Source organism: Lichenicoccus roseus, assembly GCF_005844085.1.
Lineage (GTDB): Bacteria > Pseudomonadota > Alphaproteobacteria > Acetobacterales > Acetobacteraceae > Lichenicoccus > Lichenicoccus roseus.
The window spans coordinates 148,861-171,703 of record NZ_VCDI01000006.1; the positions used below are offsets into that span (position 1 = coordinate 148,861).

16 protein-coding genes and 1 tRNA gene are annotated in these 22,843 nt (G+C 68.5%); 13 read left to right on the forward strand and 4 right to left on the reverse strand.

From position 1 onward, the window contains the following. The first annotated feature begins 101 nt into the window (after positions 1-101). Positions 102-962, forward strand: a complete 861-nt coding sequence (locus FE263_RS16550; RefSeq protein ID WP_171034152.1) for an MlaA family lipoprotein — start codon at positions 102-104, stop codon at positions 960-962. Between the two features lie 149 nt (positions 963-1,111). Here the strand turns inward: FE263_RS16550 and FE263_RS16555 are convergent, their stop codons facing one another. From FE263_RS16555 to FE263_RS16565, 3 genes are all read right to left on the reverse strand, one after another. Then, complete coding sequence (locus FE263_RS16555) at positions 1,112-2,383, reverse strand: DEAD/DEAH box helicase (RefSeq protein WP_138327136.1); 1,272 nt, start codon at positions 2,381-2,383, stop codon at positions 1,112-1,114. 323 nt (positions 2,384-2,706) lie between these two features. Further along, the gene (locus tag FE263_RS16560) at positions 2,707-4,233 is read right to left on the reverse strand and encodes an FAD/NAD(P)-binding protein (RefSeq protein WP_138327137.1); all 1,527 of its coding nucleotides are present in this window, start codon (positions 4,231-4,233) and stop codon (positions 2,707-2,709) included. Positions 4,234-4,452: 219 nt separating this feature from the next. Continuing rightward, on the reverse strand, positions 4,453-4,767 hold the full coding sequence (locus FE263_RS16565) for a YggT family protein (RefSeq protein ID WP_338086739.1): 315 nt from the start codon (positions 4,765-4,767) through the stop codon (positions 4,453-4,455). A gap of 154 nt (positions 4,768-4,921) precedes the next feature. Between FE263_RS16565 and FE263_RS16570 the strand changes: the two genes are divergently transcribed. From FE263_RS16570 to FE263_RS16620, 11 genes are all read left to right on the forward strand, one after another. Then, positions 4,922-4,997, forward strand: a tRNA-Ala gene (locus FE263_RS16570). Between the two features lie 235 nt (positions 4,998-5,232). Further along, positions 5,233-5,439, forward strand: a complete 207-nt coding sequence (locus tag FE263_RS16575; RefSeq protein WP_138327139.1) for a cold-shock protein — start codon at positions 5,233-5,235, stop codon at positions 5,437-5,439. A gap of 182 nt (positions 5,440-5,621) precedes the next feature. Next, a complete protein-coding gene (locus tag FE263_RS16580) occupies positions 5,622-6,593 on the forward strand; it encodes a CgeB family protein (protein ID WP_138327140.1) in 972 nt (323 codons plus the stop codon). Next, positions 6,590-9,979, forward strand: coding sequence for a glycosyltransferase family protein (locus FE263_RS16585; RefSeq protein ID WP_138327141.1), 3,390 nt, complete (start codon positions 6,590-6,592; stop codon positions 9,977-9,979). The genes FE263_RS16580 and FE263_RS16585 overlap by 4 nt, the downstream gene beginning before the upstream one ends. Before the next feature lie 67 nt (positions 9,980-10,046). Continuing rightward, positions 10,047-10,865 carry a 4-hydroxy-2-oxoheptanedioate aldolase gene (hpaI, locus tag FE263_RS16590; protein ID WP_138327142.1) on the forward strand — a complete coding sequence of 273 codons (819 nt, stop codon included), beginning with the start codon at positions 10,047-10,049 and terminating at the stop codon, positions 10,863-10,865. Positions 10,866-11,036: 171 nt separating this feature from the next. Beyond that, positions 11,037-13,943 carry a DNA translocase FtsK gene (locus FE263_RS16595; RefSeq protein WP_138327143.1) on the forward strand — a complete coding sequence of 969 codons (2,907 nt, stop codon included), beginning with the start codon at positions 11,037-11,039 and terminating at the stop codon, positions 13,941-13,943. A 30-nt stretch (positions 13,944-13,973) separates the two neighbouring features. Continuing rightward, positions 13,974-15,059 (forward strand): DMT family transporter, encoded by a 1,086-nt coding sequence (locus FE263_RS16600; protein ID WP_138327144.1) that lies wholly within the window; start codon positions 13,974-13,976, stop codon positions 15,057-15,059. A gap of 16 nt (positions 15,060-15,075) precedes the next feature. After that, positions 15,076-15,849 (forward strand): exodeoxyribonuclease III, encoded by a 774-nt coding sequence (locus FE263_RS16605; RefSeq protein ID WP_138327145.1) that lies wholly within the window; start codon positions 15,076-15,078, stop codon positions 15,847-15,849. Positions 15,850-15,877: 28 nt separating this feature from the next. Beyond that, a complete protein-coding gene (locus FE263_RS16610; protein WP_138327146.1) occupies positions 15,878-17,812 on the forward strand; it encodes a M61 family metallopeptidase in 1,935 nt (644 codons plus the stop codon). Between the two features lie 207 nt (positions 17,813-18,019). After that, the gene (locus FE263_RS16615; RefSeq protein WP_240759802.1) at positions 18,020-18,844 is read left to right on the forward strand and encodes a hypothetical protein; all 825 of its coding nucleotides are present in this window, start codon (positions 18,020-18,022) and stop codon (positions 18,842-18,844) included. A 184-nt stretch (positions 18,845-19,028) separates the two neighbouring features. Then, positions 19,029-21,443: a putative bifunctional diguanylate cyclase/phosphodiesterase gene (locus FE263_RS16620; RefSeq protein ID WP_171034153.1), complete on the forward strand. Its 2,415-nt coding sequence runs from the start codon at positions 19,029-19,031 to the stop codon at positions 21,441-21,443. 52 nt (positions 21,444-21,495) lie between these two features. Here FE263_RS16620 and FE263_RS16625 read toward each other — a convergent pair whose 3' ends face one another. Further along, entirely contained in the window at positions 21,496-21,750 is a 255-nt protein-coding gene (locus FE263_RS16625; RefSeq protein ID WP_138327148.1) for a hypothetical protein, read from the reverse strand. Between the two features lie 29 nt (positions 21,751-21,779). On the opposite strand from FE263_RS16625, the gene FE263_RS16630 reads away from it, so the two are divergent. Beyond that, the gene (locus tag FE263_RS16630) at positions 21,780-22,757 is read left to right on the forward strand and encodes a LysR family transcriptional regulator (protein ID WP_205880417.1); all 978 of its coding nucleotides are present in this window, start codon (positions 21,780-21,782) and stop codon (positions 22,755-22,757) included. Positions 22,758-22,843 lie beyond the last annotated feature (86 nt).

Sequence of the window (22,843 nt, forward strand, 5' to 3'; positions counted from 1 at the left end):
CCTTCTGCAAGTATCGATGCCCTGCTCCCTTGCGGGGCAAGAACGACATCGGACACCGGATGCAACCCAGATCGATCCGCCGGGGGCCAGCCTGCCCGGCGATGCTCATCCTCCTGCCTGTGCTCGGCCTATTCGCCGGCTGCGCGACGCCTCCGCCGGCCAGCGATCCGGATGCCGTCGCCGACTTCAAGGCGACCAACGATCCGCTGGAGCCGACCAACCGCTTCTTCTACGCGGTCAACGACGGCATCCTGACCTATGCCCTGACCCCGGTGGCGCGGCAGTACCAGGCGCTGGTGCCGCGACCGGTGCGGACCGGCATCCATAACGTGCTGAACAATATCGGCATGCCGGTGCAGTTCGTGGACGACGTGCTGGAGGCCAAGCCGAGGCGCGCCGGCGATACCTTCATGCGCTTTGCCATCAACACGACGTTCGGCATCGGCGGCGTGCTCGACCTCGCCAAGCCGGCTGGCTACCCGGATCACAACGCCGACGGCGGCACCACACTGGCGCTCTGGGGTGTCCCGGCGGGTCCATACCTCTATCTCCCGGTGTTCGGGCCGTCCGGCCTGCGCGATGGTGTCGGACGAGGCATGGATGCCGCCTACAACCCGTTCACGTGGCTGTCCTTCGACGGCTCCAACTCGTTCGGCTGGTCGCAGGCGGGCCTCGGCGCACTGGACCAGACGGCCGCGCACCTGAAGGACATCGAGCAGGTCAAGGCCGGCGCGCTGGATCCGTATGCGACCTTCCGCAGCCTCTACCGGCAGCTGCGGGTGTCGCAGGTCCAGGCCATCCGCAACGATCGCCGGGCGACGGTGCCCGACTGGTATTCCGACGCCGGACCGAACGGGGCGACAAAGCCGCAGGTCCCCCTGGGCCTCTCGGTCCGGCCGGTGCTGACGCCGCTTGCGCCACCCCTGGCCGCCCAGGGCCCCCGATCGTCAGCAGGCCACTGAGACAAAAAAAAGGCGGCGCACGAGGCGCCGCCCAAGTTTAGGGAGGAAACGTCCAAGATGTGGCGCGCAAGAGCAGCGCCACATCCGTAATAGTGGTTGTCGCCGCCCCGGGAGTCAACGGGTTTGTTGCGGCGCACAAAGAGTTTAGGTCAGGCTGCCCGTCGGGCGCCAGGGCGTCCGCGGTTGCTGCTGCTGCGGTTCTGGCCGCCGCCGCCGCCGCTGCGCTGTCCACGACCGCCGCCACCGCCCAGCACCGGGGGCCGCATGGTCGAGTTCTTCGCCGCCTCCGAATGATGCGGATGATCCGCGAACACCGGGATCGGCTGGCCTATCTCGCGCTCGATGTCACGCAGCCAGGCGCGCTGCTCGGCGTCGCACAGCGAGATCGCCCAGCCTTCGCGGCCGGCGCGCGCGGTACGGCCGATGCGGTGGACGTAGCTCTCCGGCACGTTCGGCAGGTCGTAGTTGAAGACATGGCTGACGTCGTCGACGTCTATGCCGCGGGCCGCGATGTCGGTCGCCACCAGCACCTTCACGGCGCCGGAGCGGAAGCCGGCCATCGCCCGCTCGCGCGCACCCTGCGACTTGTTGCCGTGGATCGCCTCGGCGGATACGCCGGACTTCACCAGGAACTCGGCGACCTTGTTGGCTTCGTGCTTCATCAGCGTGAACACGATGGCACGCGCCACCTTCGGCGACTGCAGCAGCATCAGCGTCGCCGCCTTCTTGTTGGCGTCGTCGACGAACATCACCGCCTGCCGGATCTTCTCCACCGTGGTGGAGGGCGGGGTGACCTCGACCTTGGCCGGGTCGCGCAGCAGGCCATCGGCAAGTTCCGCAATGGTACGCGGCATGGTGGCCGAGAACAGCAGCGTCTGGCGCTCCTTGGGCAGCATCGACACCACGCGGCGGATGTCGCGCACGAAGCCCATGTCGAGCATGCGGTCGGCCTCGTCGAGGACGAGGACTTCCACCGTCGAGAGGTCGATATGGCCCTGGCCGATGAGGTCGAGCAGACGGCCGGGTGCGGCGACCAGCACGTCCACGCCACGGCGCATGGCATCGACCTGGCGACCCTGGCCGACGCCGCCGAACACCACGGTGTGCGACAGGCGCATGTGGCGGCCATAGGTCACGAAGCTCGCGTCGATCTGCGAGGCAAGCTCACGGGTCGGCGCCAGCACCAGGACGCGGCAGCCGCGCGCGGGCGCCGGATGCCGGTGGGTCGAGAGCCGGTGCAGGATCGGCAGCGCGAAGGCGGCGGTCTTGCCGGTGCCGGTCTGGGCGAGCCCGAGCAGGTCGCGGCCCTGCATGAGGTAGGGAATGGCGCCGGCCTGGATCGGCGTCGGCGTGGTGTAGCCCTCTTCGTTCAGGGCACGCAGCAAGGGCTCGGAGAGCTTGAGGTCGGCAAAACTTGTCATACGAGGCGCCTCCTGGCGCCAGGCTCGGTCAGGCATCCGCCGCAGCGCGGTCGGGCCAGTGTCGAGACAGGGAGGGAAATCAGGCGGACAGCGGGTCCACCGGCTGGACGAGCACGAACGCAGGCAAGATGCCGGGCGACAGGCTCAGATGGTCTGTGCAGTCGTTCGTGGTCTTCCCTAAGCCGGCATGCCGTCCGCGCCAGGCACACCCTTGAAGGGATCGTAGCGGTGCGCGCGGTGCACCGCCGCCGTGTCTAACGGCTACCGGGCCGAAACTCAAGCTTTTGTGCAGTGCGGTCGGATTTGGCCGGCCGCACCAGAAGCTAGCTTGCCTGCCCCCCGGAAGCGGCGGCTACGCGCACCGGCTTGGTCAGCGAGGCCAGCTGCCCGGCCAGGAACTCCGCCTGCTGGCGGATGTCCGGGACCGCCGTCATCTCCCAGAAAGTGCCCTTGGTCACCGGCCCGACCGCGAACAGCCGGCGAGAGATCGAGCCGTCTCGGCCGAGCGTGGCGCAGTTGGCGGTCACGTCGAGGCCCAGGCAGAGCGGATCCGGCCGGACTAGGCCGTTGCCGAGCAGCGAGCGCACCAGCGGATCGCGGATCCGGCTGTAGTCCGCATCCGGTCCCGCGCAGTTCACCACCCGGCCCGCGGTCACGCAGTCGAGGCCGCCATTCTCGAGCCCGGCCCCGAAGCGCGGGCGATACACGATGTCGGTGAGGCCGTCCGGCCGCGACCGGTACTCGCGGATGCGGCCGGCGCGTATCTGCAGCTGCCCGCTGCCGCGCGCCGCATCGATGCGGTCGGCGACCGGTCCAGCCACGCGATGGCGATGCACGTCCCACCAGGGCCGCATGTGGCGCAGGAAGCGGGCGCGGTCCTTCACGCACATCGCCTGCCACAGCTCGGTAGTGATCGGACGCAACTCGTCGATCACCGTGTGCCAGTCGCCGCCGAGTTCACGGCAGCGCCGGCTGCCCTCGCGCAGGACACGGGCGAGGTCGTTGACCCGGGTCGGGAAGCTGTCGGATTCCGGCATGTCCGGCGGCGGCGGGCTCGAGCCGTGGCGATGCGGCAGCAGCCCGCGCCGGGACAGCGCGGTGATCGGGCCGCGATGCCCCCGGTCGAGCAGCGAGATCACAGTATCGATTGTGGTGAGGCCGGTGCCGATCAGCAGGACCGGCAGGTCCGGATCGAGCGCGTCCAGCGTGTCGGCGGCCCAGGGGTCGGGCCGGTAGCTTGGGCCGTCATAGAACGACATGTCGGCGACCGGCGGCGGCGCCGGCGGGAAGTTGCCGATCGCCAGCACCGCGCGATCGACCTCGACCGTGCGATTGCGGTCCAGCGTCAGGCTCAGGCCGCCGCCGTTGGGCACGATGTCGACGACGTCGCCGCGGATCAGCTCGAACTGGTCGCCGTGATTGCGTGCCTTCACCTCCTGGTTGAGCAAGTGGCGAATGTAGCGGCCGAACATCCGGCGCGGCACGAAGGTGGTGGCGGTCGGGTCGATGCCGGAGAGCTCATCGGCCGGCAACGCCTGCAGCCATTGCAGGAAGTCGAGCGGGCGGGAATGGAAGGCGCTCATCTTTCCGGCGGGCACGTTCAGCACGTGGGAGGAATTGCCGGTGGAATAGGCCGGTCCGCGGCCGAATTGCGCATTGCGCTCGATCAGCACGACGCGCGTCTGCAGCGGCACGCGCTGCAGCAGGTGGAGAGCCAGCAGGGTGCCGCTGAAACCGGCGCCCACGATCGCGATACCGGGCGAAAGCGGTCCGTTGCTGCCTTCGAAGGCAAGCGGCGTGTGGCCGGCCTGGATCTCCGCCGGCTGGATCGCCTTGTCCTGGGCAGTCATGCCCAGACCTTCCAGGCCGGGACGTTCCAGGCAGGGACGTTCCCGGGGAGGCTGGTCCTGGTCGCGGGTCGATGGCGCATTCGCTGTGCTCTCCCGTGCTTCGATCCGGCCTTAGATCTCACCCGGCCGACGAGCCCTTGAACGTAGACCGACTGTACTGCCCCTGCAGCCCGATGCCAGAGCACGCATGCGGGCAGAACCGCACGGTGCCGCCGGCACTCAGCCGGCGAGCCCGGCGCCGCCGGCCAGCACGCGGTACTCGAGGGTGACGATCAACGGGATCACCACGTACTGGATTAGCAGCAGCACCACGAGCGGCGACAGGTCGATATTGCCGAAATTGGGCATCACCCGCCGGACCGGTGCCAGCACCGGCTCGGTGACGCGGTTCAGGAAGTTACCGATGGTCCACACGGCACGGTTGCGGGTATCGAGCACGCCGAAAGCGAACAGCATGCTGAACACGCACGACAGGATCAGCGCCCAGCTGAACAGGCGTATCACCAGGATGACCAGGTCGAACAGATTGGTCACGAGCAAGGAATTGCGCCTCCCGAACAGGGCCGGAAGCTAGCGAGGCCGGCAGGGCAAGGCAATGCGGCCGTTGGTTGTCCGGTCCGGCGGCCTGGGCCCGGTGATCGCGCTTGACTTCATCAGGCCGTTGGCTACCTTCCGCCGCCGGCACGGCGGGGCTGTAGCTCAGTTGGGAGAGCGCCTCGTTCGCAATGAGGAGGTCAGGGGTTCGATTCCCCTCAGCTCCACCACCGCTGTCCCGCGAACTCCGCACATCATGACCCGGCGCAGCAGGCCTGCGGCAGCAGCCTTGATCGACAGCAGCGCCCGGAGGCCACTCTAGGCAGCGGGCCCCGGCGCGGCCATAATGCGGGCTCGGTGCTTCTTCCAGCCGGGCAGTTCGTCTTCCAAAGCGACCGTCTCTTACTGTTTGCGAGCAATATGGGCTGCCAGCGTGGCGGCCTCCGAATATATGGAGAACGGATCATGCCAAGCGGCACCGTGAAGTGGTTCAACGCGACCAAGGGCTTCGGCTTCATCCAGCCGAGCGATGGTTCGAGCGACGTGTTCGTGCACATCTCCGCCGTCGAGCGCGCCGGCTGGAGCAGCCTCAACGACGGTCAGAAGGTCAGCTTCGACCTCGAATCCGGTCAGAAGGGCCGCATTTCCGCGGTCAACCTGAAGGCGGAATGACGCCAAACCGGGACATGCTGCCGACCGCCAAACGGCGGCAGCATTTCCGGCCGGCTTCCTGACCCGCCACGCTGCAGGCACGGCGCGGAATCACCCGCGTAGCGCACCTGGAACGTGACACCATGATCGTGTAGGAGAAGCGTGCTGCTGGCGAAATGATTTCGCCGCGGAGGTTCACCTGCATGCCGGCAGCGTTGACGGCCCTGATCTGCAGCGGCGGTCGCTTCGAGTCCGATGCGAATGTCCTGGTCAGGCAATGCATCGTCGACGGCTGGATCGAATGCCTCGGCCAGGACAACGTCCTCAGCGCCAACATCAGTGGCGCGGCGGCGGTGATCGAGGCGACCGTGCCCGACCTTGTCATCGGCATTGGTTCCTACCTGCCGGAGAGCACCTATTTCGGCGAGGTCAGCCGTGCGGCCCGCCGCCTCGGCAAGACTACCGTGTTCTGGGCCACCGAAGACCCGTACGAGCAGGATGCCAGCTATCGCATCGAGCACGACTTCGATGCGATCTTCTCCTGCGACCGGTGGGGCGCGAACTTCTACACCCACCCTCACGTATTCCATCTTCCGCTGGCCGGCTGCCACAAGCGCCATTACGCGCCGATCGACGGCAATGCCGGAAAGCCGATCGACGTGCTGTTCTGCGGCGTCGCCTTCACCAGCCGGCTCGAGATCGTCGATGACCTGCGGGATTGCCTGGCCGGCCTGAAGCTCTGCTTCATCGGACCTGGCTGGGGCAGGCTCGGCCACGGATTTTCCGACCGGCGCATCGACAATGCGCAACTGGCCGGGCTCTACCGGCAGGCGCGCGTCGTCCTCAATCTCGGCCGCAGCCTGCATTTCGAGAACCGCCGTCACATGATCACGCCCTCGTCGCCGGGGCCACGCACCTTCGAGGCGGCACTCGCGGGCGCGGTGCAGTTCTTCCACGAGGACACCTACGAGATCCGGCACTGCTTCACCGCCGGGGAGGTCCCCGCCTTCTCCAACCAGGCCGAGTTCGGCCGCCTGCTGGAGACCTTCCTGCACGATCCGGAACGTCGGCTGATGACCGCCGAACTGGCGCAGCGACGGGCGCTCTCGGATCATCTCTATGCCCATCGCGCACGTCAGGTGATCGACACGCTGCAGGCCATCGGCCTCGCATGACGGTCCTCTACAACACCAACTTCACCCACAATCCGAACAGCTACCTCACGCTCGCGATCATGGACGCCGCGCGCCAGGTGTTCGGCGGCGAGAATGTGGTGCTCGCCGACAATCGCACGCTGGCGCCGCTGGCGGCCGAAGGGCTGCACGACGTGCTGATCTGCCTGGATGGCCAACGGCTGCACGAAGGCCTGCTCAGGCGTGTCCGGCACGCCTTCCCGACCATGGTGCTGTGGCTGTTCGAGGATCCGTTCATGCTCGAATACAACCAGGGCCATGCCGGGTTGTTCGATGTCGTGCTGAGCAACGATCCGGCCTGCGCCACCCTGTACGGCGCCAAGGGGCACTACCTGCCGCTGGCGGGAAGCCTGAAATTCCATCACCGGGAGATCAGGCCGGACGCCGATCTCGAATACGACATCTTCTTTGCCGGCACCATGTGGCCCAATCGCGTGCGCGGCCTGCGCCGCATCCTGACCGCGTTTCCCGATGCCAGGCTCAAGCTGGTCTGCCCGACCAACGACTTCCTGCCGCCGCTGCCGACCGACCTCGCGCGTCTCGCGATCCAGTGGCCGGTCAGCCATTCCTCCTTCATCGACTTCGCGAATGCGAGCCGGGTGACGCTGACGATGTTTCGCGACTATGCCAGCCACGGCGACGCCGGCCAGGCGACGGCGCCCGGGCCGCGCCTGTTCGAGCTGGCCTGCAGCGGCACCGCGCAGGTGGTGGACTGCGGCGGTGCCCTGCAGGCCGGCCGCTTCGACGCCCTGCGCGGTATCGATTTCGTCCGCGACGGCGAGGATCTCGTCGGCGCGATCAGGCGCATCCTGGAAAACCCGATGCTGCGCGCAGCCAAGGCGGCCGACGCGCAGAGCTCGGCCAGCGACTGCGAACTCTACACGCACCGGATGGCAAGGCTGCGCGCCGTCAGCGGCGGCAATTTCGAGGTGCGTCGGGCGGCGCCGCCATCGTTGCCGGCGCGCAGGCTGCGTGTGCTGATGTGCACGCATTCCACCATCCGGAACAACGAGTGGGGCGGCGTCGAGGTCTACCAGCAGACGGTCTGCGCCATGCTCGATGGCGAGGCCGAGATACTGTTCTGGCTGCGACGCGACGGCGAGTGCCAGCTGCTGGATGAGGGCGGCGAGATCCTCGAGCGCTTCGACATGCCGGCGATCGGCTGGCTGGACTGCCTGACGGATGCCCCGGAGGAGATCGCGTTCGCCAACGTCATCGGGCAGTACGGCATCGACCTGGTGCATTTCCAGCATCTCGGCCATCACGCGGCATCGTTGCCGATCATCGCGAAGGCGTGCGGCGCCGGCACGGTGTTTTCGGCGCACGACTTCTTCCTGGTCTGCTCGCGCTACATGCTGCTGAACCATGAGCAGGTATTCTGCGACATCGGGAACAAATCGATCAGTGCCTGCGACATCTGCCTGCGCACCGCGGAGGCGATCCCCGCCGGGGCGCAACAGACGCGGCGCGCCTTCATGGTCGAGGTGATCCGCTCGATCGACGTTTTCCTGTACGGCACCGCCAGCTCCGAGGCGCTGATGCTGCGGATCTACCCCGGGCTCGCCGACCGGCGACGGCTGGTCCTCGGCATCCCGGCCCCGGGCGGCACGATTCAGGCCACCCCCCCGGCGCGCACGCCCGCCAGGGACGGGACACTGACCATCATGGTCGCCGGCAACTTCCTGCGCGCCAAAGGTGCCGACCTGGTGGTGAGCCTGATCGAGGAGGCCAACCCGGCGCTGTTCCGGTTCCATCTGCTGGGCGCCGCGGAGCCGCTCTATGCCGATCTGCTGGCGCGGCTCGACCGGCCCAACGTCACCTGCCACGGGCGCTACGCACCGGGGGATACCGGACTGCTGGCGCAGGCCGACATCGCGCTGCACCTGTCGATCTGGCCCGAGACCTATTGCATCTCGCTCTCGGAGACCTGGCGGGCCGGCCTCGTTCCCATCGTCAGCGACATCGGCGCCCTCGGCGAGCGGGTCGAGCACGGGGTCAACGGCTTCAAGGTGCGCATCGGCGACGCCAGCGCGGTGCTGGATCTGCTCGAGCTGCTGCGGGCGGATCCGCGGCGCCTGGCCAGGATGCGCGCAGGTCTCGGCCCGCATCTCTGGACCGATGCCGACGACTATGCAGCCCGGGTATTGGAGGTCTATCGATCGGTGACGCCGGCGCGGCGGCTAAGCCAGGTCGGCCTCGGCCTGGATGCGGGCCAGCTTCACCTGTTGCCGCACGCGAGCTGGAAGAGCCTCGCGCCGCCCAGGCACATCCTCGATCCGAGCCGCCGCTCCGGCGTGCGGCTCGAGCTGCCGGCGCAGATCCAGGACTGGAGCCATGTGCAGGGCTCGGAGGTGCATCTCGACAGCGTCTGCGGCGCCTCCCCCGACCATCTTGAACGCGACCCCTGGCAGCCCGCCGACGAACTGGCCGTGAGCGGCTGGACCTTCGTGCCGAAGCTGGGTTTCGACGGGCAGGTGCATGTCGCGCTGGTCGGCCTGGAAGGCGGGGCGGTGATCTTCTGTCCGGCCACGCGCGAGGCGCGGGACGACATCAAGGCGAGCTTCCCCGATGCGCCGCGGCGGTCGGGCTTCAATGCCCGCATCGCGCTGCGCGGCGCATGGTGCGAGGGCCGCTACCTGGTGGCGCTCGTCAACAGTTTCGGCGACCGCGCCGCCTTCGGCCTGACCGGGCTGTCGATCACCGTCAAGGCCGGTCGCATCGTCGAGGCGTCCCAGCACCGGCCATCCAACGAGACTGTCACCTGGGCGTTCTACCGGGTCGCGGCGCAGACCGGGGAGGAACCCGGGCTGGTGCTGCCGCGGGTTCCGGTCGGCCGCGCGAGCTGGCGTACCAATCGGTCGCTGCGCCACCATATCGACCTGTTCGGTGAACTCCCGCCGGACAGCCAGGCGGGCGACCGGTTCGAGATCAAGGGATGGGCGTTCATCCCCGGGGTCGGCCTTGCCGGCCGGCTGCATGTCGCGTTGGTCGATCCCGACCAGGGGCTCCAGATCGTGCTTTCGGCTTCGCGCGAGCTGCGTCCCGACCTGCCGGCGCATTTCCCGGACGCGCCCTTGTGCGGCGGCTTCCGCGCGCAGGCGCGGGTCGGGGAAGCCTGGCGCGACGGGTGCTTCACCTGCGTCCTCGTCAACAGCGTCGATGCGGTCGCAACCGCCCAGATCACCGACCGCCGCCTCGTCGTCGAAGATGGCAGGATCGCCGAAGCCGGCTTCGACCGGCCGGATGCCGCGCGCATCGCCGGCATCCTCGGCGTGCTGGAGGGCCGCTGGCAGCCGCCACTGACGCCCGTCCTGCCGCCCGCCCCCCTCGCGCCCACTCCCATCCGGCGGCGCAGGATGAAGGTCTGACCAGGCTGGACAACCGGCGGCGCCTCTGCTCCGGTCCGTCAGCAAGACCGTGCATGGTGCGAGCCCGATGACGCCGATCCCGAATCCCTTCAAGGCACGGCTCCGCGAGCCCGGCGCGCAGATCGGACTCTGGCTGGCGCTCGCCGATGCCTACGCGGCGGAGGTCTGCGCGGGCGCCGGCTTCGACTGGCTGGTGGTCGATGGCGAGCACGCACCAAACGACCTGCGCTCGATCCTGGCGCAGCTGCAGGCGCTGGCGCCGTATCCCTCGCATCCGGTGGTGCGGACGCCGGTCGGCGAGACCTGGATGATCAAGCAACTGCTGGATATCGGCGCGCAGACGCTGCTGGTGCCGATGGTCGAGACCCCGGAGCAGGCCACCGCCCTGGTCGCCGCCACCCGCTACCCGCCCGAGGGCGTCCGCGGCGTCGGCGCCGCGATCGCGCGCGCTTCCCGCTTCGACCGGCAGGCAGGCTACCTGCATGCCGCTGGCTCCGAGATCTGCCTGCTGGTGCAGATCGAGACCCGGCTCGGCCTGGATAATCTCGATGCCATCGCCGCCATCGACGGGGTGGACGGTCTGTTCATCGGACCGGCCGACCTGTCTGCCTCGATGGGCTATCTCGACAACCCCACCGCGCCCGAGGTGCAGTCCGCCATCGAGGACGCGCTGCGCCGCATCGGCGCGTCGGGCAAGGCCGCCGGCATCCTGATGGGCGACGAAGCACTGGCGCGGCGTTACATCGAGCTCGGCGCGCGCTTCGTGGCGGTGGGCACCGATATCGGGCTGCTGTCCCGCAATGCCGGCGCGCTGGCCGCCCGCTACGGCGCCGGCCCTGAAGCCCACGGCTCCGGCACCGCCGACACCGGCGCGCGCACCTACTAGGGTACGACGAGGTTCTCGGCTTTTTTCTCATCCCTGGTCTGAGCTAAGCTCGGGAACACCCTGGAGCGGCACCCGAATCCCGGCCTTGCTCGCAACGCCGGCACGACGGCTGCGGCTCCTCGCCACGACCAGCAGGGCATGATCGGTCTGATCATGCCCAGGAACAGCCCGATGAACGTCGCCTTTGGCAGCCGGTACCTGTCGGAACGCTTGGCCTCGCCGCGCATGCAGGCGATCGCCCAGCGCCGCGTCGCCGAGGTGCTGGCCATCGTGCTGGCGCTGGTGTCGATCACCACCCTGGTTGCGCTGGTCAGCTACGATGCGCGCGACCCGTCGCTGAACACCGCCACCACCGCGCCACCGGCCAACCTTGCCGGCGCGTCCGGCGCGATCCTGGCCGACCTGCTGATCCAGGGCTTCGGCCTCGCCGCCCTGCTGCTGCCGCTGGCGCTGCTCGGCTGGGCTTGGCGCATCGGATCCCATCGTGGCCTTGGCAGCCTGGCGCTGCGCGGGATCGCGCTGCTCTGCGCCCTGCCGGCGGCGGCGGCGGCCTTCTCGGCGCTGCCGATCCTGATGCATACGCAGTTCCTGCGCTGGCCCGGGCCGGCGGGGCTCGGCGGCGCGGTCGGCCAGACGCTCGCGCGCATCGCGCTGAGCGCCGGCCACGACATGATCGGCGTCGCCGGGGCGCCGCTGGCCTGGGCGCTGTGCGCCATGCTGGCACTGGTGCTGTCGCCGCTGTCGCTGGCGTTGTCCGCCGGCGAATGGCGCGCCGCCGGACGCGGCGCCCGTCGCGCCGCGCGTTTTTCCACCCGGCCGGTGATGCAGTATGGCGACCGCGAGACCGGGACGGTCGCCGGACGGTCCCGCGCCGCCGCGCGCCGGCAGGCCCGCTTCACCGTGCCGTCCTGGCTGCGCCGCCGCACCGCGATGCCCACCGACGGCTTCGTGCCGGATGCCGACCTGCCCGACCGCACCTCTTCCGGCCCGTCTCCGTTCGCGTCCCGTGCCCGGGACTCTGTCCTGGATCGCGCGGCGGATACCGCGACGTCCGCCACGGCGGTAGCCGGACGGCGGGCTGCAGTGGCCGAACCCTCGGTTCGGCCGGATGCGCGCGAGGAGCGAAGCCGTGCCCGCCGCGAGCCGAGCCTGAGCCCTGTGCCGAGCCGTGGGCCGGGCGCCGGGCCGACGCCGCAGAACGGCGGCGGCTACATGCTGCCGCCTGGCGCCGGTGACGAGCATGACGAGGTTCCGATCCTGCCGTTGCGCTCGGCTGCCGCCCGGGCCGCCGCCCGGCGCGCCAGCGAGACCGCGACGCCGGTGCAGGCCACCGGGTCGCGCACCGCGGATCGGGAGAACCCAAGCCATGCCGATATGCAGCCGGCACCGGTGCGCGAGGGTGCGCTGATGTCGATCCGCAAGCTGCTGGGTGGCCGCGTCGAGCCTGCTGCCGGCGCTTCCGCGCAGCCACTACCAGCCGCCGCCGCATCGCGCCCGGTGCCACCGCGGCGCGCCCCCGAGCCGGACGGCGAGGGCTGGACCTTGCCGCCGCTGTCGCTGCTGAAGGCGGCCCCGCCGCGCTCCGCCACCGGCCCCTCGCCGGAGAGCCAGCAGGCCAACGCGCGGCTGCTGGAGACGGTGCTGTCTGACTATGGGGTGCAAGGGGCGATCGGGGAGATCCATGCGGGCCCGGTGGTGACGCTGTACGAACTCGAGCCGGCGCCCGGCATCCGGTCCGCCCGGGTGATCGGCCTTGCCGACGACATCGCGCGCTCGCTGTCGGTCACCGCGGTGCGCATCGCGACCGTGCCGGGCCGCAACGTGATCGGCATCGAGGTGCCGAACGCACGGCGCGAGACGGTCTATTTCTCCGAGCTTCTCGACCTCGAGGCCTGGCACGCCAATCCGTCCCGCCTTTGCCTCGCGCTCGGCAAGGACATCTCGGGCGCGCCGATCTATGCCGACCTCGCCCGCATGCCGCACCTGCTGATCGCCGGCACCACCGGCTCCGGCAAATCCGTCGGCATCAACTCGATGATCCTGTCGCTGCTGTACCGGCTGTCGCCCGACGAGTGCCGGCTGATCATGATCGACCCGAAGATGCTGGAGCTGTCGATCTACGACGGCATCCCGCACCTGATGGCGCCGGTGGTCACCGAGCCGGCCAAGGCGGTCACCGCGCTGAAATGGACCGTGCGCGAGATGGAGCGGCGCTACCGGGGCATGAGCCAGCTCGGGGTGCGCAACATCAACGGCTACAACGACCGGGTCGCGGTCGCGCGCGAGCGCGGCGAGGTGCTGATGCGCCGGGTGCAGACCGGCTTCGACCCCGAGACCGGCAAGCCGATCTTCGAGGAGCAGCCGCTCAACCTCGAAAACCTGCCCTACATCGTGGTGGTGATCGACGAGATGGCCGACCTGATGATGGTGGCCGGCAAGGAGATCGAGAGCACGGTGCAGCGGCTGGCGCAGATGGCGCGTGCAGCCGGCATCCACGTCATCATGGCGACGCAGCGGCCTTCGGTGGACGTCATCACCGGCACCATCAAGGCCAACTTCCCGACCCGCATCAGCTTCCAGGTGATCAGCAAGTTCGATAGCCGCACCATCCTGGGCGAGCAGGGCGCCGAGCAGCTGCTGGGCCAGGGCGACATGCTCTACATGCAGGGCGGCGGACGCATCACCCGCGTGCATGGGCCGTTCGTGGGCGACGCGGAGGTCGAGGACGTCGTGCGCCACCTGCGCCAGCAGGGCGAGCCCACCTACCTGGACGACGTGACCTCGCCGTTCGAGGAGGACGCCTCCGGGTCCTCCGGCGGCGGCGGGTCGGGCGGCGGATCGGGCAACGGCCTCAACGGCGGCAATTTCGACGGCGAGGCCGGGCTGTTCGACCAGGCGGTGGCGCTGGTGGCGCGCGAGGGCAAGGCGTCGACTTCGTTCATCCAGCGGCATCTCTCGATCGGCTACAACCGCGCCGCCAAGCTGATCGAGCAGATGGAGAAGGAGGGCATGGTCGGTCCCGCCAACCATGTCGGCAAGCGCGAGGTGCTGCTGCGCCGCGAGACGGCGGAGGATTAGCAGGCTGACGACTTCCGGGTCATCGGAGCGGTGAGGCGCACGGGGATACCGTTTGCCCTGCTGTCCGCCCTGCTGTTCGGCGCCAGCACGCCGATGGCCAAGTTGCTGCTCGGCTCCATCGACCCGCAGATGACCGCGGGACTGCTCTATCTCGGCGCCGGGATCGGTCTCGGTTGCGCACGACTTGCGCGTGGCCTGCTCGGGCACAGGGCTGCCGAGGCACCCCTGCGGCGCGGGGACCTGCCCTGGCTCGGGCTGGTGATCCTGACCGGTGGCCTGGCCGGACCGTTGCTGCTGATGCTGGGCCTGGCCCGGACCGACGCCTCCACCGCTTCGCTGCTGCTGAACCTCGAAGGTCTCGCAACCATGGCGATCGCCTGGATCGTGTTCCGCGAGAACGTGGATCGGCGGCTGCTGGCCGGAGCCTTCGCCATCCTGGCCGGCGCCGCGCTGCTGTCGTACGGCGGCGAGGGTGCCGCCCGGGCACGCCTGAACCTCGGCAGCGTCTGGATCGCCGGCGCCTGCCTGTGCTGGGGCATCGACAACAACCTGACGCGACGCCTGTCCGCCGCCGATCCGGTGCAGCTGGCAATGCTCAAGGGACTGGTCGCCGGCGCCGTCAACGTGGTGCTGGCGCTGCTGCACGGGGTGCCGCTGCCGGATCCCCGCCTGCTGGCGATGGCTGCCCTGGTCGGCTTCCTCGGCTACGGGGTCAGCCTCGCCCTCTATGTCCTGGCGCTACGCCACCTGGGCGCGGCCCGTACCGGCGCCTATTTCTCGTTGGCTCCCTTCGTCGGTGCGATGCTTGCTCTGGTGCTGCTACGTGATCCGGTCTCGACCATCCTGCTCACCGCCGGCGCGCTGATGGCGATCGGGTTGTGGCTGCATCTGTCGGAACGCCACGAGCACGATCACCTGCACGACGAGATGGAGCACGAGCACAGCCACCGGCACGACGAGCATCACCGGCACGCCCATCCGCCCGGCGTACAGCCGGGGGAGCCGCACACCCACCCGCACCGGCACGCGCGCCTGTGGCATCGGCACGCGCATTATCCCGATCTGCATCACCGGCACGGCCATCATCGGCACCACTTGAGCCAGGAAACCCATTGACCCGCCTGTCCGCCGCGTGAAGATCGCGACCTTCAACATCAACAACGTCAACCGGCGGCTGCCGAACCTGCTGGCGTGGCTGCAGCACTCGAAGCCGGACATCGTCTGCCTGCAGGAGCTCAAGGCCGCCAGCCACGCCTTCCCGGCGAAGGCACTCGAGGCGGCCGGCTACGGCGCGGTATGGCAGGGCCAGCCGACATGGAACGGCGTCGCCATCCTGGCCCGGGACACCGAACCGGTGCTGACACGCAGGCAGCTTCCAGGTGACGCCAGGGACACCCAGGCCCGCTACATCGAGGCGGCGGTGGCGGGCGTGCTCGTCGCGTCGATCTACCTGCCGAACGGCAATCCGCAGCCGGGTCCGAAATTCGACTACAAGCTGGACTGGTTCGAACGGCTGATCGCGCATGCAGCCGAGCTGCAGAAGGCTGGCGTACCGGTGGTGCTGGCCGGCGACTACAACGTCGTGCCGACCGATGCCGACATCTACCCGACCAGATCCTGGGCGAAGGACGCGCTGTTGCAGCCCGCTCCGCGCGCGGCGTTCCGGCGCCTGGTCGGGCAGGGCTGGACCGATGCGCTCCGTTCCCGCCACCCGAAGGCGCCGCTCTACACCTTCTGGGACTACAAGCGGGATCGCTGGGCGCGCGACGCCGGACTGCGGCTCGACCATCTGCTGTTGAGCCCGGACCTCGCCAGACGCCTGCAGGATGCCGGCGTCGACCGCGAAGTGCGTGGCGAGCACGGTGCCAGCGACCACGCCCCGGCGTGGGCCCGGCTACGACCCTGACCCGAAAACCCTTCAACCAGGATACCGCATGATCCGTTTCGCCTTGCTGCTTGCGACCGCCTCGCTCGCCACACTTCCGGCCAGGGCCCGTCAGGCGCCGCCAACCCCGTTGCCGATGCCACCCGCCGTGCCGCTGCCACGCGATACGCCGTATCCAGGCACCATCGCCCTCTCCGTCGATGCCACCGATCTCACCCATCGGATCATGTCGGTGCACGAAACCATCCCGGTCGCCGCGCCCGGCGACCTGATCCTGCATTATCCGGAGTGGATCCCCGGCGCGCATGGCCCGACCGGGCCGATCGAACTGCTTGCCGGGCTGGTTGCACGCGCGGGCACCGCCACACTCGACTGGCGTCGCGATCCGGTCGACATGTACGCCTTCCATGTCCCGGTACCGGCCGGCGCCACATCGATCGGCATCGATTTCCAGTTCCTCTCGCCGGCCATCGAGGGGCAGGGCCGCGTGGTGATGACGCCCGCCATGCTGGATCTCCAATGGAACACGGTGGCGCTCTATCCCGCCGGCTACTTCACCCGCGACATCCAGGTCGCACCGTCGGTCCGGCTGCCCTCTGGCTGGCAATTCGCCACAGCACTCGGCGCCAAGGGGCCAGCCGACCCGGATGGCCGGGTGCAATTCGGGGCGGTGCCGTTCTCGACGCTGCTCGACAGCCCACTTTATGCCGGGCGCTATTTCGAGCGGCTCGATCTGGATCCGGGCGGAAAGGTTGCGGTGCACCTCGACGTCGTTGCCGACAAGCCGTCGGAACTGCGGGTGAGCGCACAGCAGCTTGCCGGACACCGTGCCATCGTGCAGCAGGCCTACAGGCTCTACGGGTCGCACCATTACGACCATTATGATTTCCTGCTGGCGCTCAGCGACGAGCTGACCGGCGAGGGATTGGAGCATCACCGTTCGAGCGAGAACGCCACCGACGGCAATTACTTCAGCGAGTGGGACAAGACCGCCGACGGCCGCGACCTGCTGGCGCACGAATTCACCCACTCCTGGAACGGCAAGTACTTCCGTCCCGCCGACCTGTGGTCGCCGGACTTCAACAGCGTCCCGGAGCGTGACAGCCTGCTCTGGGTCTATGAGGGCATGACCCAGTACTGGGGCCAGGTGCTGACCGCGCGGGCGGGGCTGTGGACCCGCGAGCAGGCGCTCGATACGCTCGCCTACGAAAGCGCCATGATGCAAAGCGAGGTCGGGCGCAGCTGGCGCCCGCTCGAGGACACCACGAACAGTCCGATCTTCGTCCGCCGGCGCGACCTGCCGTGGCCCGACTGGCAGCGTGGCGAGGACTACTACCTCGAAGGCATGCTGATCTGGCTCGACGCCGACACGCTGATCCGTGCGCGCAGCCACGGCACGAAGTCGCTCGACGATGTCGCCCGCAGCCTGTTCTCGAGCAACGACGGCAGCTTCGTGACCAGGACGTATCGATTCGAGGATGTCGTGAAGGCGCTGGACGGGGCGTTGCCCTATGACTGGGCCGGCTTCCTGCACGCCAGGCTCGACCGGCGCGGCGGCTCGGCGCCGCTCGACGGCCTCGAGCGTGGCGGCTACCGGCTGGTGATGACCGACCAGAAATCGCCGCTGTTCGAGTCCTTCGAGCGCGAGCGGAAGATCCGCGATTTCAGTTTCTCGATCGGCGTGGTGCTGAAGGACGCGAAGGTGGTCGAGGTGGCCTGGAACAGCCCTGCCTGGAAGGCCGGGCTGACCGAAGGCGACAGCATCGAAGGCATCGCCGGGATGAAATTCCAGGACGCCGACGACCTCGCCGACGCCATCACGCAGGCGCAGCATTCCGGGGCGCCGATCCAGCTGCTGGTCACCTCGGGCCGGACCTACCGCACCATCCAGGTCGAGGATCGCACCGGCCTGCGCTATCCGCACCTGGTGCGGTCGGGCAACGACCATTCCAGCCTGGACGCGATCCTTGCGCCCAAGGGTTGAGCTGCAATCCTTGCGTGACTGAGCCTGCCCTCCCGCGCTAATCCTGCAAATCGTATCAAATTATGGACTTGACCAGGATTACGCGGACAGGGCCATATTTGCTCCCGTCGGGGTCAGGTCAAAACCACGAAACCCAAACTTCCAGGTTATTTCGGTTTCAAAAACGATTTTCAAGCTAAATTCATAGAACAGGACTGCAATATTTTCATGCAGTTTCTCATTTTATGGACATGCCCGACAGTTATGGATGAACAGGCGCTCACGGCAGCCTTCGTTGCCGGGCCGAAGACTTCAAAATCCGAGGGCATCATGTACGCATTGCTATTTTCCGAGCCTGCCGTCGACAGGCGCGCTCTGCGCGTCCATGCACGCGAAGAGGTCTTCGGCTCCCCCCTGATCCGGGCCTGCGCTGCGGGCGACCGCGAGGCGATCCGCGCCCTGCTGGTCGGCTTCTGGCCGTTCGTGCAGGCCTTCGAGCGAGCCATCGACGTGCGCGTCGGCCGGCTGCCGACCCGTCCGCTGGTCCAGCGCTTCGGCCAGAGCCGCGTGCGCGCCTTCTTCAACGAGGCCCGCGAGGCGGTGCGCGAGATGAAGGAGGAGGAAGGCTCGCACGCCCTGCTCTGGCGTCGCGCGGCGGACGAGCTCGGCATCGATCTCGACAACTCCCCGATGGTCGAAGGCGTGAAGCAGCTGCTCGCCAACGCCGACAGCGAGGATCCGGTCGAGTTCTTCTGCTGGCTCGCCGGCACCGAATATATTGCGGAAGAACTGGCGGCCTACCTGTGCCATGCCCCAGCCTTCACCGGCGCTTTCCCGTCCGGTCGCTGGATCTGGGGCCTCGCGCATATGGAGGACGACCACGAAGGGCCGTCGCACCTGGAAATCGACGAGGACCTCGCCCGCGCCTATCATCCCGCAACCGATCCGGATGTGGCGGGCGCAACGCTGTTTGCACATATTCGCCGCTGCGAGGAATTATTCGGCCTCGCCGCCAACGACGTCTTGGAAAAGCTTCAGCTCCAGGCAGCCTGAAACAAAATTAATTCTTCACGGCTACGTGATTGACATTTCCGTGAAGCCGGGCCGGATACAACCGTGCCCGGCTTTTTATTACAACCAAACCTAGTGCGACGCATGCTAGCCTCGCTTCTCGATGCGGCGGCCTGACGAGCCTTCCGGCATAGGCTGCACCCGTTCGCTATCGAGAGAATTCCGGATGAGTCTGCTGCAGGCGGCACGAAACAGGCTTGTGCAGATCGTCCGGCAGCAGCCCGCTCCCAGCCGATATCACGCCGCGGCATGCGACGAGAGCCTGCGTGCCGCATCGCGACTGGTGCCATATTGCCTGTTCACCAGTGGCGGCGTCGCCGCGGTGCTGCTGCCCAACCTGGGCATCGGCCTGGAGGGCTTCCGCTACGGTCTGATCGCGATCATCGAGGCCGTGGCCGGGCTCGCCTGGCTCACCGCGCAGCATGCGCGCCGCCAGTTGCGGGCCGGCATCACCGATCGCCAGCGCAACAACTACACCCGGCTGCTCACCGGGCTGAGCCTTGCCCTCGGCCTCGCCTGGAGCACGATGCCGTACCGGCTGTTCATTCCGGCCACCGCCGACATGCGGGTCATGATCGCCTGCACCTGCGCCGGCCTGATCGCTACCAGCCTGGCCCTGACGCCGGTGTTCGCAGCGGTGGAGGCATTCGCCATCCCGCTCATCATCGGCTCGTTCCTGACCCTGCACCGGACCGGGATCGTGCTGTTCCAGTGGCTCGGCGTGCTGCTCGCGATCTACGCCTTCTTCGTCATATTCGCCGGCAACGCGCTGCGCCTGCTGTTCGAGCGCTACACCCTGGTCCGGCTGCAGCAGGGCGACCAGCAGGACATGATCCAGCTGCTGCTCGGCGACGTCGACCAGCGCATCAACCGCTGGCTGTGGGAGACCGACGCCGAAGGCCGGCTGCGCTTCGTCACCCCGGGCCTCGCCGATGCGTTGCAGCGGCCGCAATCCTGGGTCGAGGGCAGGCGCCTGATCGAGATCGTGCGGACGCCGCGATACCATCCCGATGGCCTGGACGACGAGACCACCGACGCCAGCAAGCTGGCCCAGTGCATGCGCGACCGGGTTGTGTTCCGCAGCATCGTGGCCCCGGTCCGGCGCCAGGGGACGCTGCGCTGGTGGTCGCTCACCGGCCGGCCGATCTTCGACAAGAACCAGCACTTCATCGGCTATCGCGGCGTCGGCGCCGACGTCACCGAGTCGCGCGGCGCCGAGGCCCGCGCGTCCCACCAGGCACGCCACGACCTGCTCACCGGCCTGCCGAACCGCCAGGCCTTCACCGAAGGCCTGCGTGCGGCGCTGAAGGATCTCGGCCGGCGCAGCGAGGCGTTCGCCCTGATGAGCATCGACCTGGATGGCTTCAAGGCAGTCAACGACAGCATGGGACACGCCGCCGGCGACGTGCTGCTGCAGGCGGCGGCCAAGCGCCTCGATGGCTGCATCGGCCCGGGCGCGTTGCTCGCGCGCATCGGTGGCGACGAGTTCATGCTGCTGCAGCGGAACACCACGGTGACCGCCATGCAGGTTCTGGCCGAGGGCATGCTCAGGCAGTTCGAGCACCCGTTCCTGGTCGACGAGCGCGACACCTCGGTCGGGCTCTCCATCGGGGTGTCGATGGCCCCCCTCGCCGGCGATACCGGCGAGGCGCTGCTCGAGGCGGCGGACCTCGCACTCTATCAGGCCAAGCACGATGGCGGCGGATGCTACCGGTTCTACGATACCGGCCTGAAGCAGATCGCCCAGGAGCAGCGCGCCCTGCTGCGCGACCTGCGCGAGGCGATCGCCGAGAAGAACATCGTGCTGGCCTACCAGCCGATCGTGGACGCGCAGACCCTCGCCATACGCGGCTTCGAGGCACTGGCACGCTGGCGCCGCCCGAACGGCGGGTCAGTCTCGCCGGACCGCTTCATCCGCCTGGCCGAGGAGGCCGGACTGATCGAGGAGCTCGGCGACTGGATCCTGGGCCACGCCTGCGCGGAGGCGGCCACCTGGCCGGAGATGCTGAAGGTCGCGGTGAACATCTCGGTCGGGCAGCTCGGCGGACGCGGCTTCATCCAGCGCGTCGCCGAGACCCTGCGCCGCACCGGGCTCGCGCCACACCGGCTGGAGGTGGAGATCACCGAAAGCATCTTCATGGATGCCGACACCTCGAGCTTCGGCGTGCTTGAAGGCCTGCGCGATCTCGGGGTCGGCATCGCGCTGGACGATTTCGGCCGCGGTTTTTCTTCGCTCGGCTTCCTGCGGGGCTTTGCCTTCTCCAAGATCAAGATGGACATGAGCTTCGTGCGCGACATGATCCACGACCGGCGCAGCGCCGCCGTGGTGCATGCGGTGGTGGGGCTTGCCGCCGACCTTGGCGTCGTGGTGACTGCCGAAGGGGTCGAGACGCTTGAGCAGCTCGACCAGCTACGCCGACAGGGCTGCACCGAGATCCAGGGCTACCTGTTCAGCCGGGCGATGCCGGGCGAACGCATCCCCCACCTGCTCGAGGAACTGCGGCGCAGCGGATCGGTCGAGCCGGATGCGCCGGCGGATGACTATGTGTTCGACCTGACCCTCCTGGACGAAACCTCCTGAGGCACACGCAAGCGCGCGTCAGGCTGGAGAACGGATCAAGTAGCGAGGGGGATCAGGCGGTTCCGGCGACCTCGTCGTCGTCTTCCTCGTCGTGCTCCTCGTACCATTCGAGCATCTCGTCGTGGAAGTCCGGGTCCTCGAGGAGGCGGCGGGCCAGGGCCGTCACCAGAACCACCGAGACCGGCAGCCCGTCCTCGTCGTCGAGATGCTCGCCTTCCACCCGTACCGACATGCGGCTGCCATCCTGGCCGACGACCAGGGCATATTCGCCATGCAGCAGGGTGATCGTGCTCGCCGGATCGGCCATCGTCTCTCTCCGCTGATGTCGCCCGGTTCTTGTCTAGCACGGTCGCACGGCCGCACGACAGCGTCGGGCAGCGGCCGGAGGCGGACGACAGGATGACGATCGGCACACCTACCCTGGATCAGCTCCGGGTCTTCGTCAGCGTGGTCGAGGCCGGCAGCTTTGCCCAGGCGGCCCGCTCGCTGCACCGCGCGACGTCGGTGGTGAGCTATACGATCGCCAACCTGGAGGCGCAGCTCGGCGTCGGGCTGTTTGCCCGTGCCGGCACCCGGCGGCCGATCCTGACCGATGCCGGCCGTTCGCTGCTGGCCGACGCCCGGCTTGTGCTGGACAGCGTCGACGGACTGCGCGCCAAGGCACGCGGCCTGGAGACCGGTCTGGAAGCCGAGGTCGGGCTGGCGGTGGACGTCATGCTGCCGACACCCCGCCTGGTCGATGCGCTGAAGGGCTTCCAGGACGCCTTCCCCACCGTCACCCTGCGCCTGCATGTCGAAGCGCTCGGCGGTGTCGCGCAGATGGTGCTGGATGGCCGCGCCGGCGTCGGCGTCAGTGGCCCGCTCAACCAGGGCATGCATGGCATCGAGAGTACGCCCGTCGGCGAGATCGAGCTGATCCCGGTTGCCGCTCCGGGCCATCCCCTGGCAGCGCCTCTCCACCTGCCGGCGGCGCCTGTCAAACACCGCGACGCTCGCCTGCATGTGCAGCTGGTGCTCGCCGACCGCTCCGCGCTGACCGCGGGCCGGGACTTCGGCGTCATCGGCACGCGCACCTGGCGACTGGCCGATCTGGGCTCCAAGCATGCCCTGCTGCTTGCAGGTATCGGCTGGGGCAACATGCCGCTCACGATGGTGCGGGACGATCTGCGCGCCGGCCGGCTGGTGAGGCTGCAGGTCCCCGACGCGCCGCCGACCCGCTACCGCTTCAGCGCCATACATCGGGTGGATACGCCCCCCGGGCCAGCGGCAAGCTGGCTGATACAACGACTGTCGGACGACGTTTCCGCCGGCTGACATGCCAAGGTCATCGAACAGTCTCGCCAGAACTATTCGACTGGAAACGGCGGGCAAGGTGGCGGACGGTGCGGTCGTCCAAACCA

Coding starts and splice junctions, on each gene's coding strand:
- FE263_RS16620 (WP_171034153.1), top strand. CDS start 19,029: ATGAGTCTGCTGCAGGCGGCACGAAACAGGCTTGTGCAGATCGTCCGG.
- FE263_RS16625 (WP_138327148.1), bottom strand. CDS start 21,750: ATGGCCGATCCGGCGAGCACGATCACCCTGCTGCATGGCGAATATGCC.
- FE263_RS16580 (WP_138327140.1), top strand. CDS start 5,622: ATGCCGGCAGCGTTGACGGCCCTGATCTGCAGCGGCGGTCGCTTCGAG.
- FE263_RS16550 (WP_171034152.1), top strand. CDS start 102: ATGCTCATCCTCCTGCCTGTGCTCGGCCTATTCGCCGGCTGCGCGACG.
- FE263_RS16615 (WP_240759802.1), top strand. CDS start 18,020: ATGCAGTTTCTCATTTTATGGACATGCCCGACAGTTATGGATGAACAG.
- FE263_RS16595 (WP_138327143.1), top strand. CDS start 11,037: ATGAACGTCGCCTTTGGCAGCCGGTACCTGTCGGAACGCTTGGCCTCG.
- FE263_RS16555 (WP_138327136.1), bottom strand. CDS start 2,383: ATGACAAGTTTTGCCGACCTCAAGCTCTCCGAGCCCTTGCTGCGTGCC.
- FE263_RS16575 (WP_138327139.1), top strand. CDS start 5,233: ATGCCAAGCGGCACCGTGAAGTGGTTCAACGCGACCAAGGGCTTCGGC.
- FE263_RS16610 (WP_138327146.1), top strand. CDS start 15,878: ATGATCCGTTTCGCCTTGCTGCTTGCGACCGCCTCGCTCGCCACACTT.
- hpaI (WP_138327142.1), top strand. CDS start 10,047: ATGACGCCGATCCCGAATCCCTTCAAGGCACGGCTCCGCGAGCCCGGC.
- FE263_RS16585 (WP_138327141.1), top strand. CDS start 6,590: ATGACGGTCCTCTACAACACCAACTTCACCCACAATCCGAACAGCTAC.
- FE263_RS16560 (WP_138327137.1), bottom strand. CDS start 4,233: ATGACTGCCCAGGACAAGGCGATCCAGCCGGCGGAGATCCAGGCCGGC.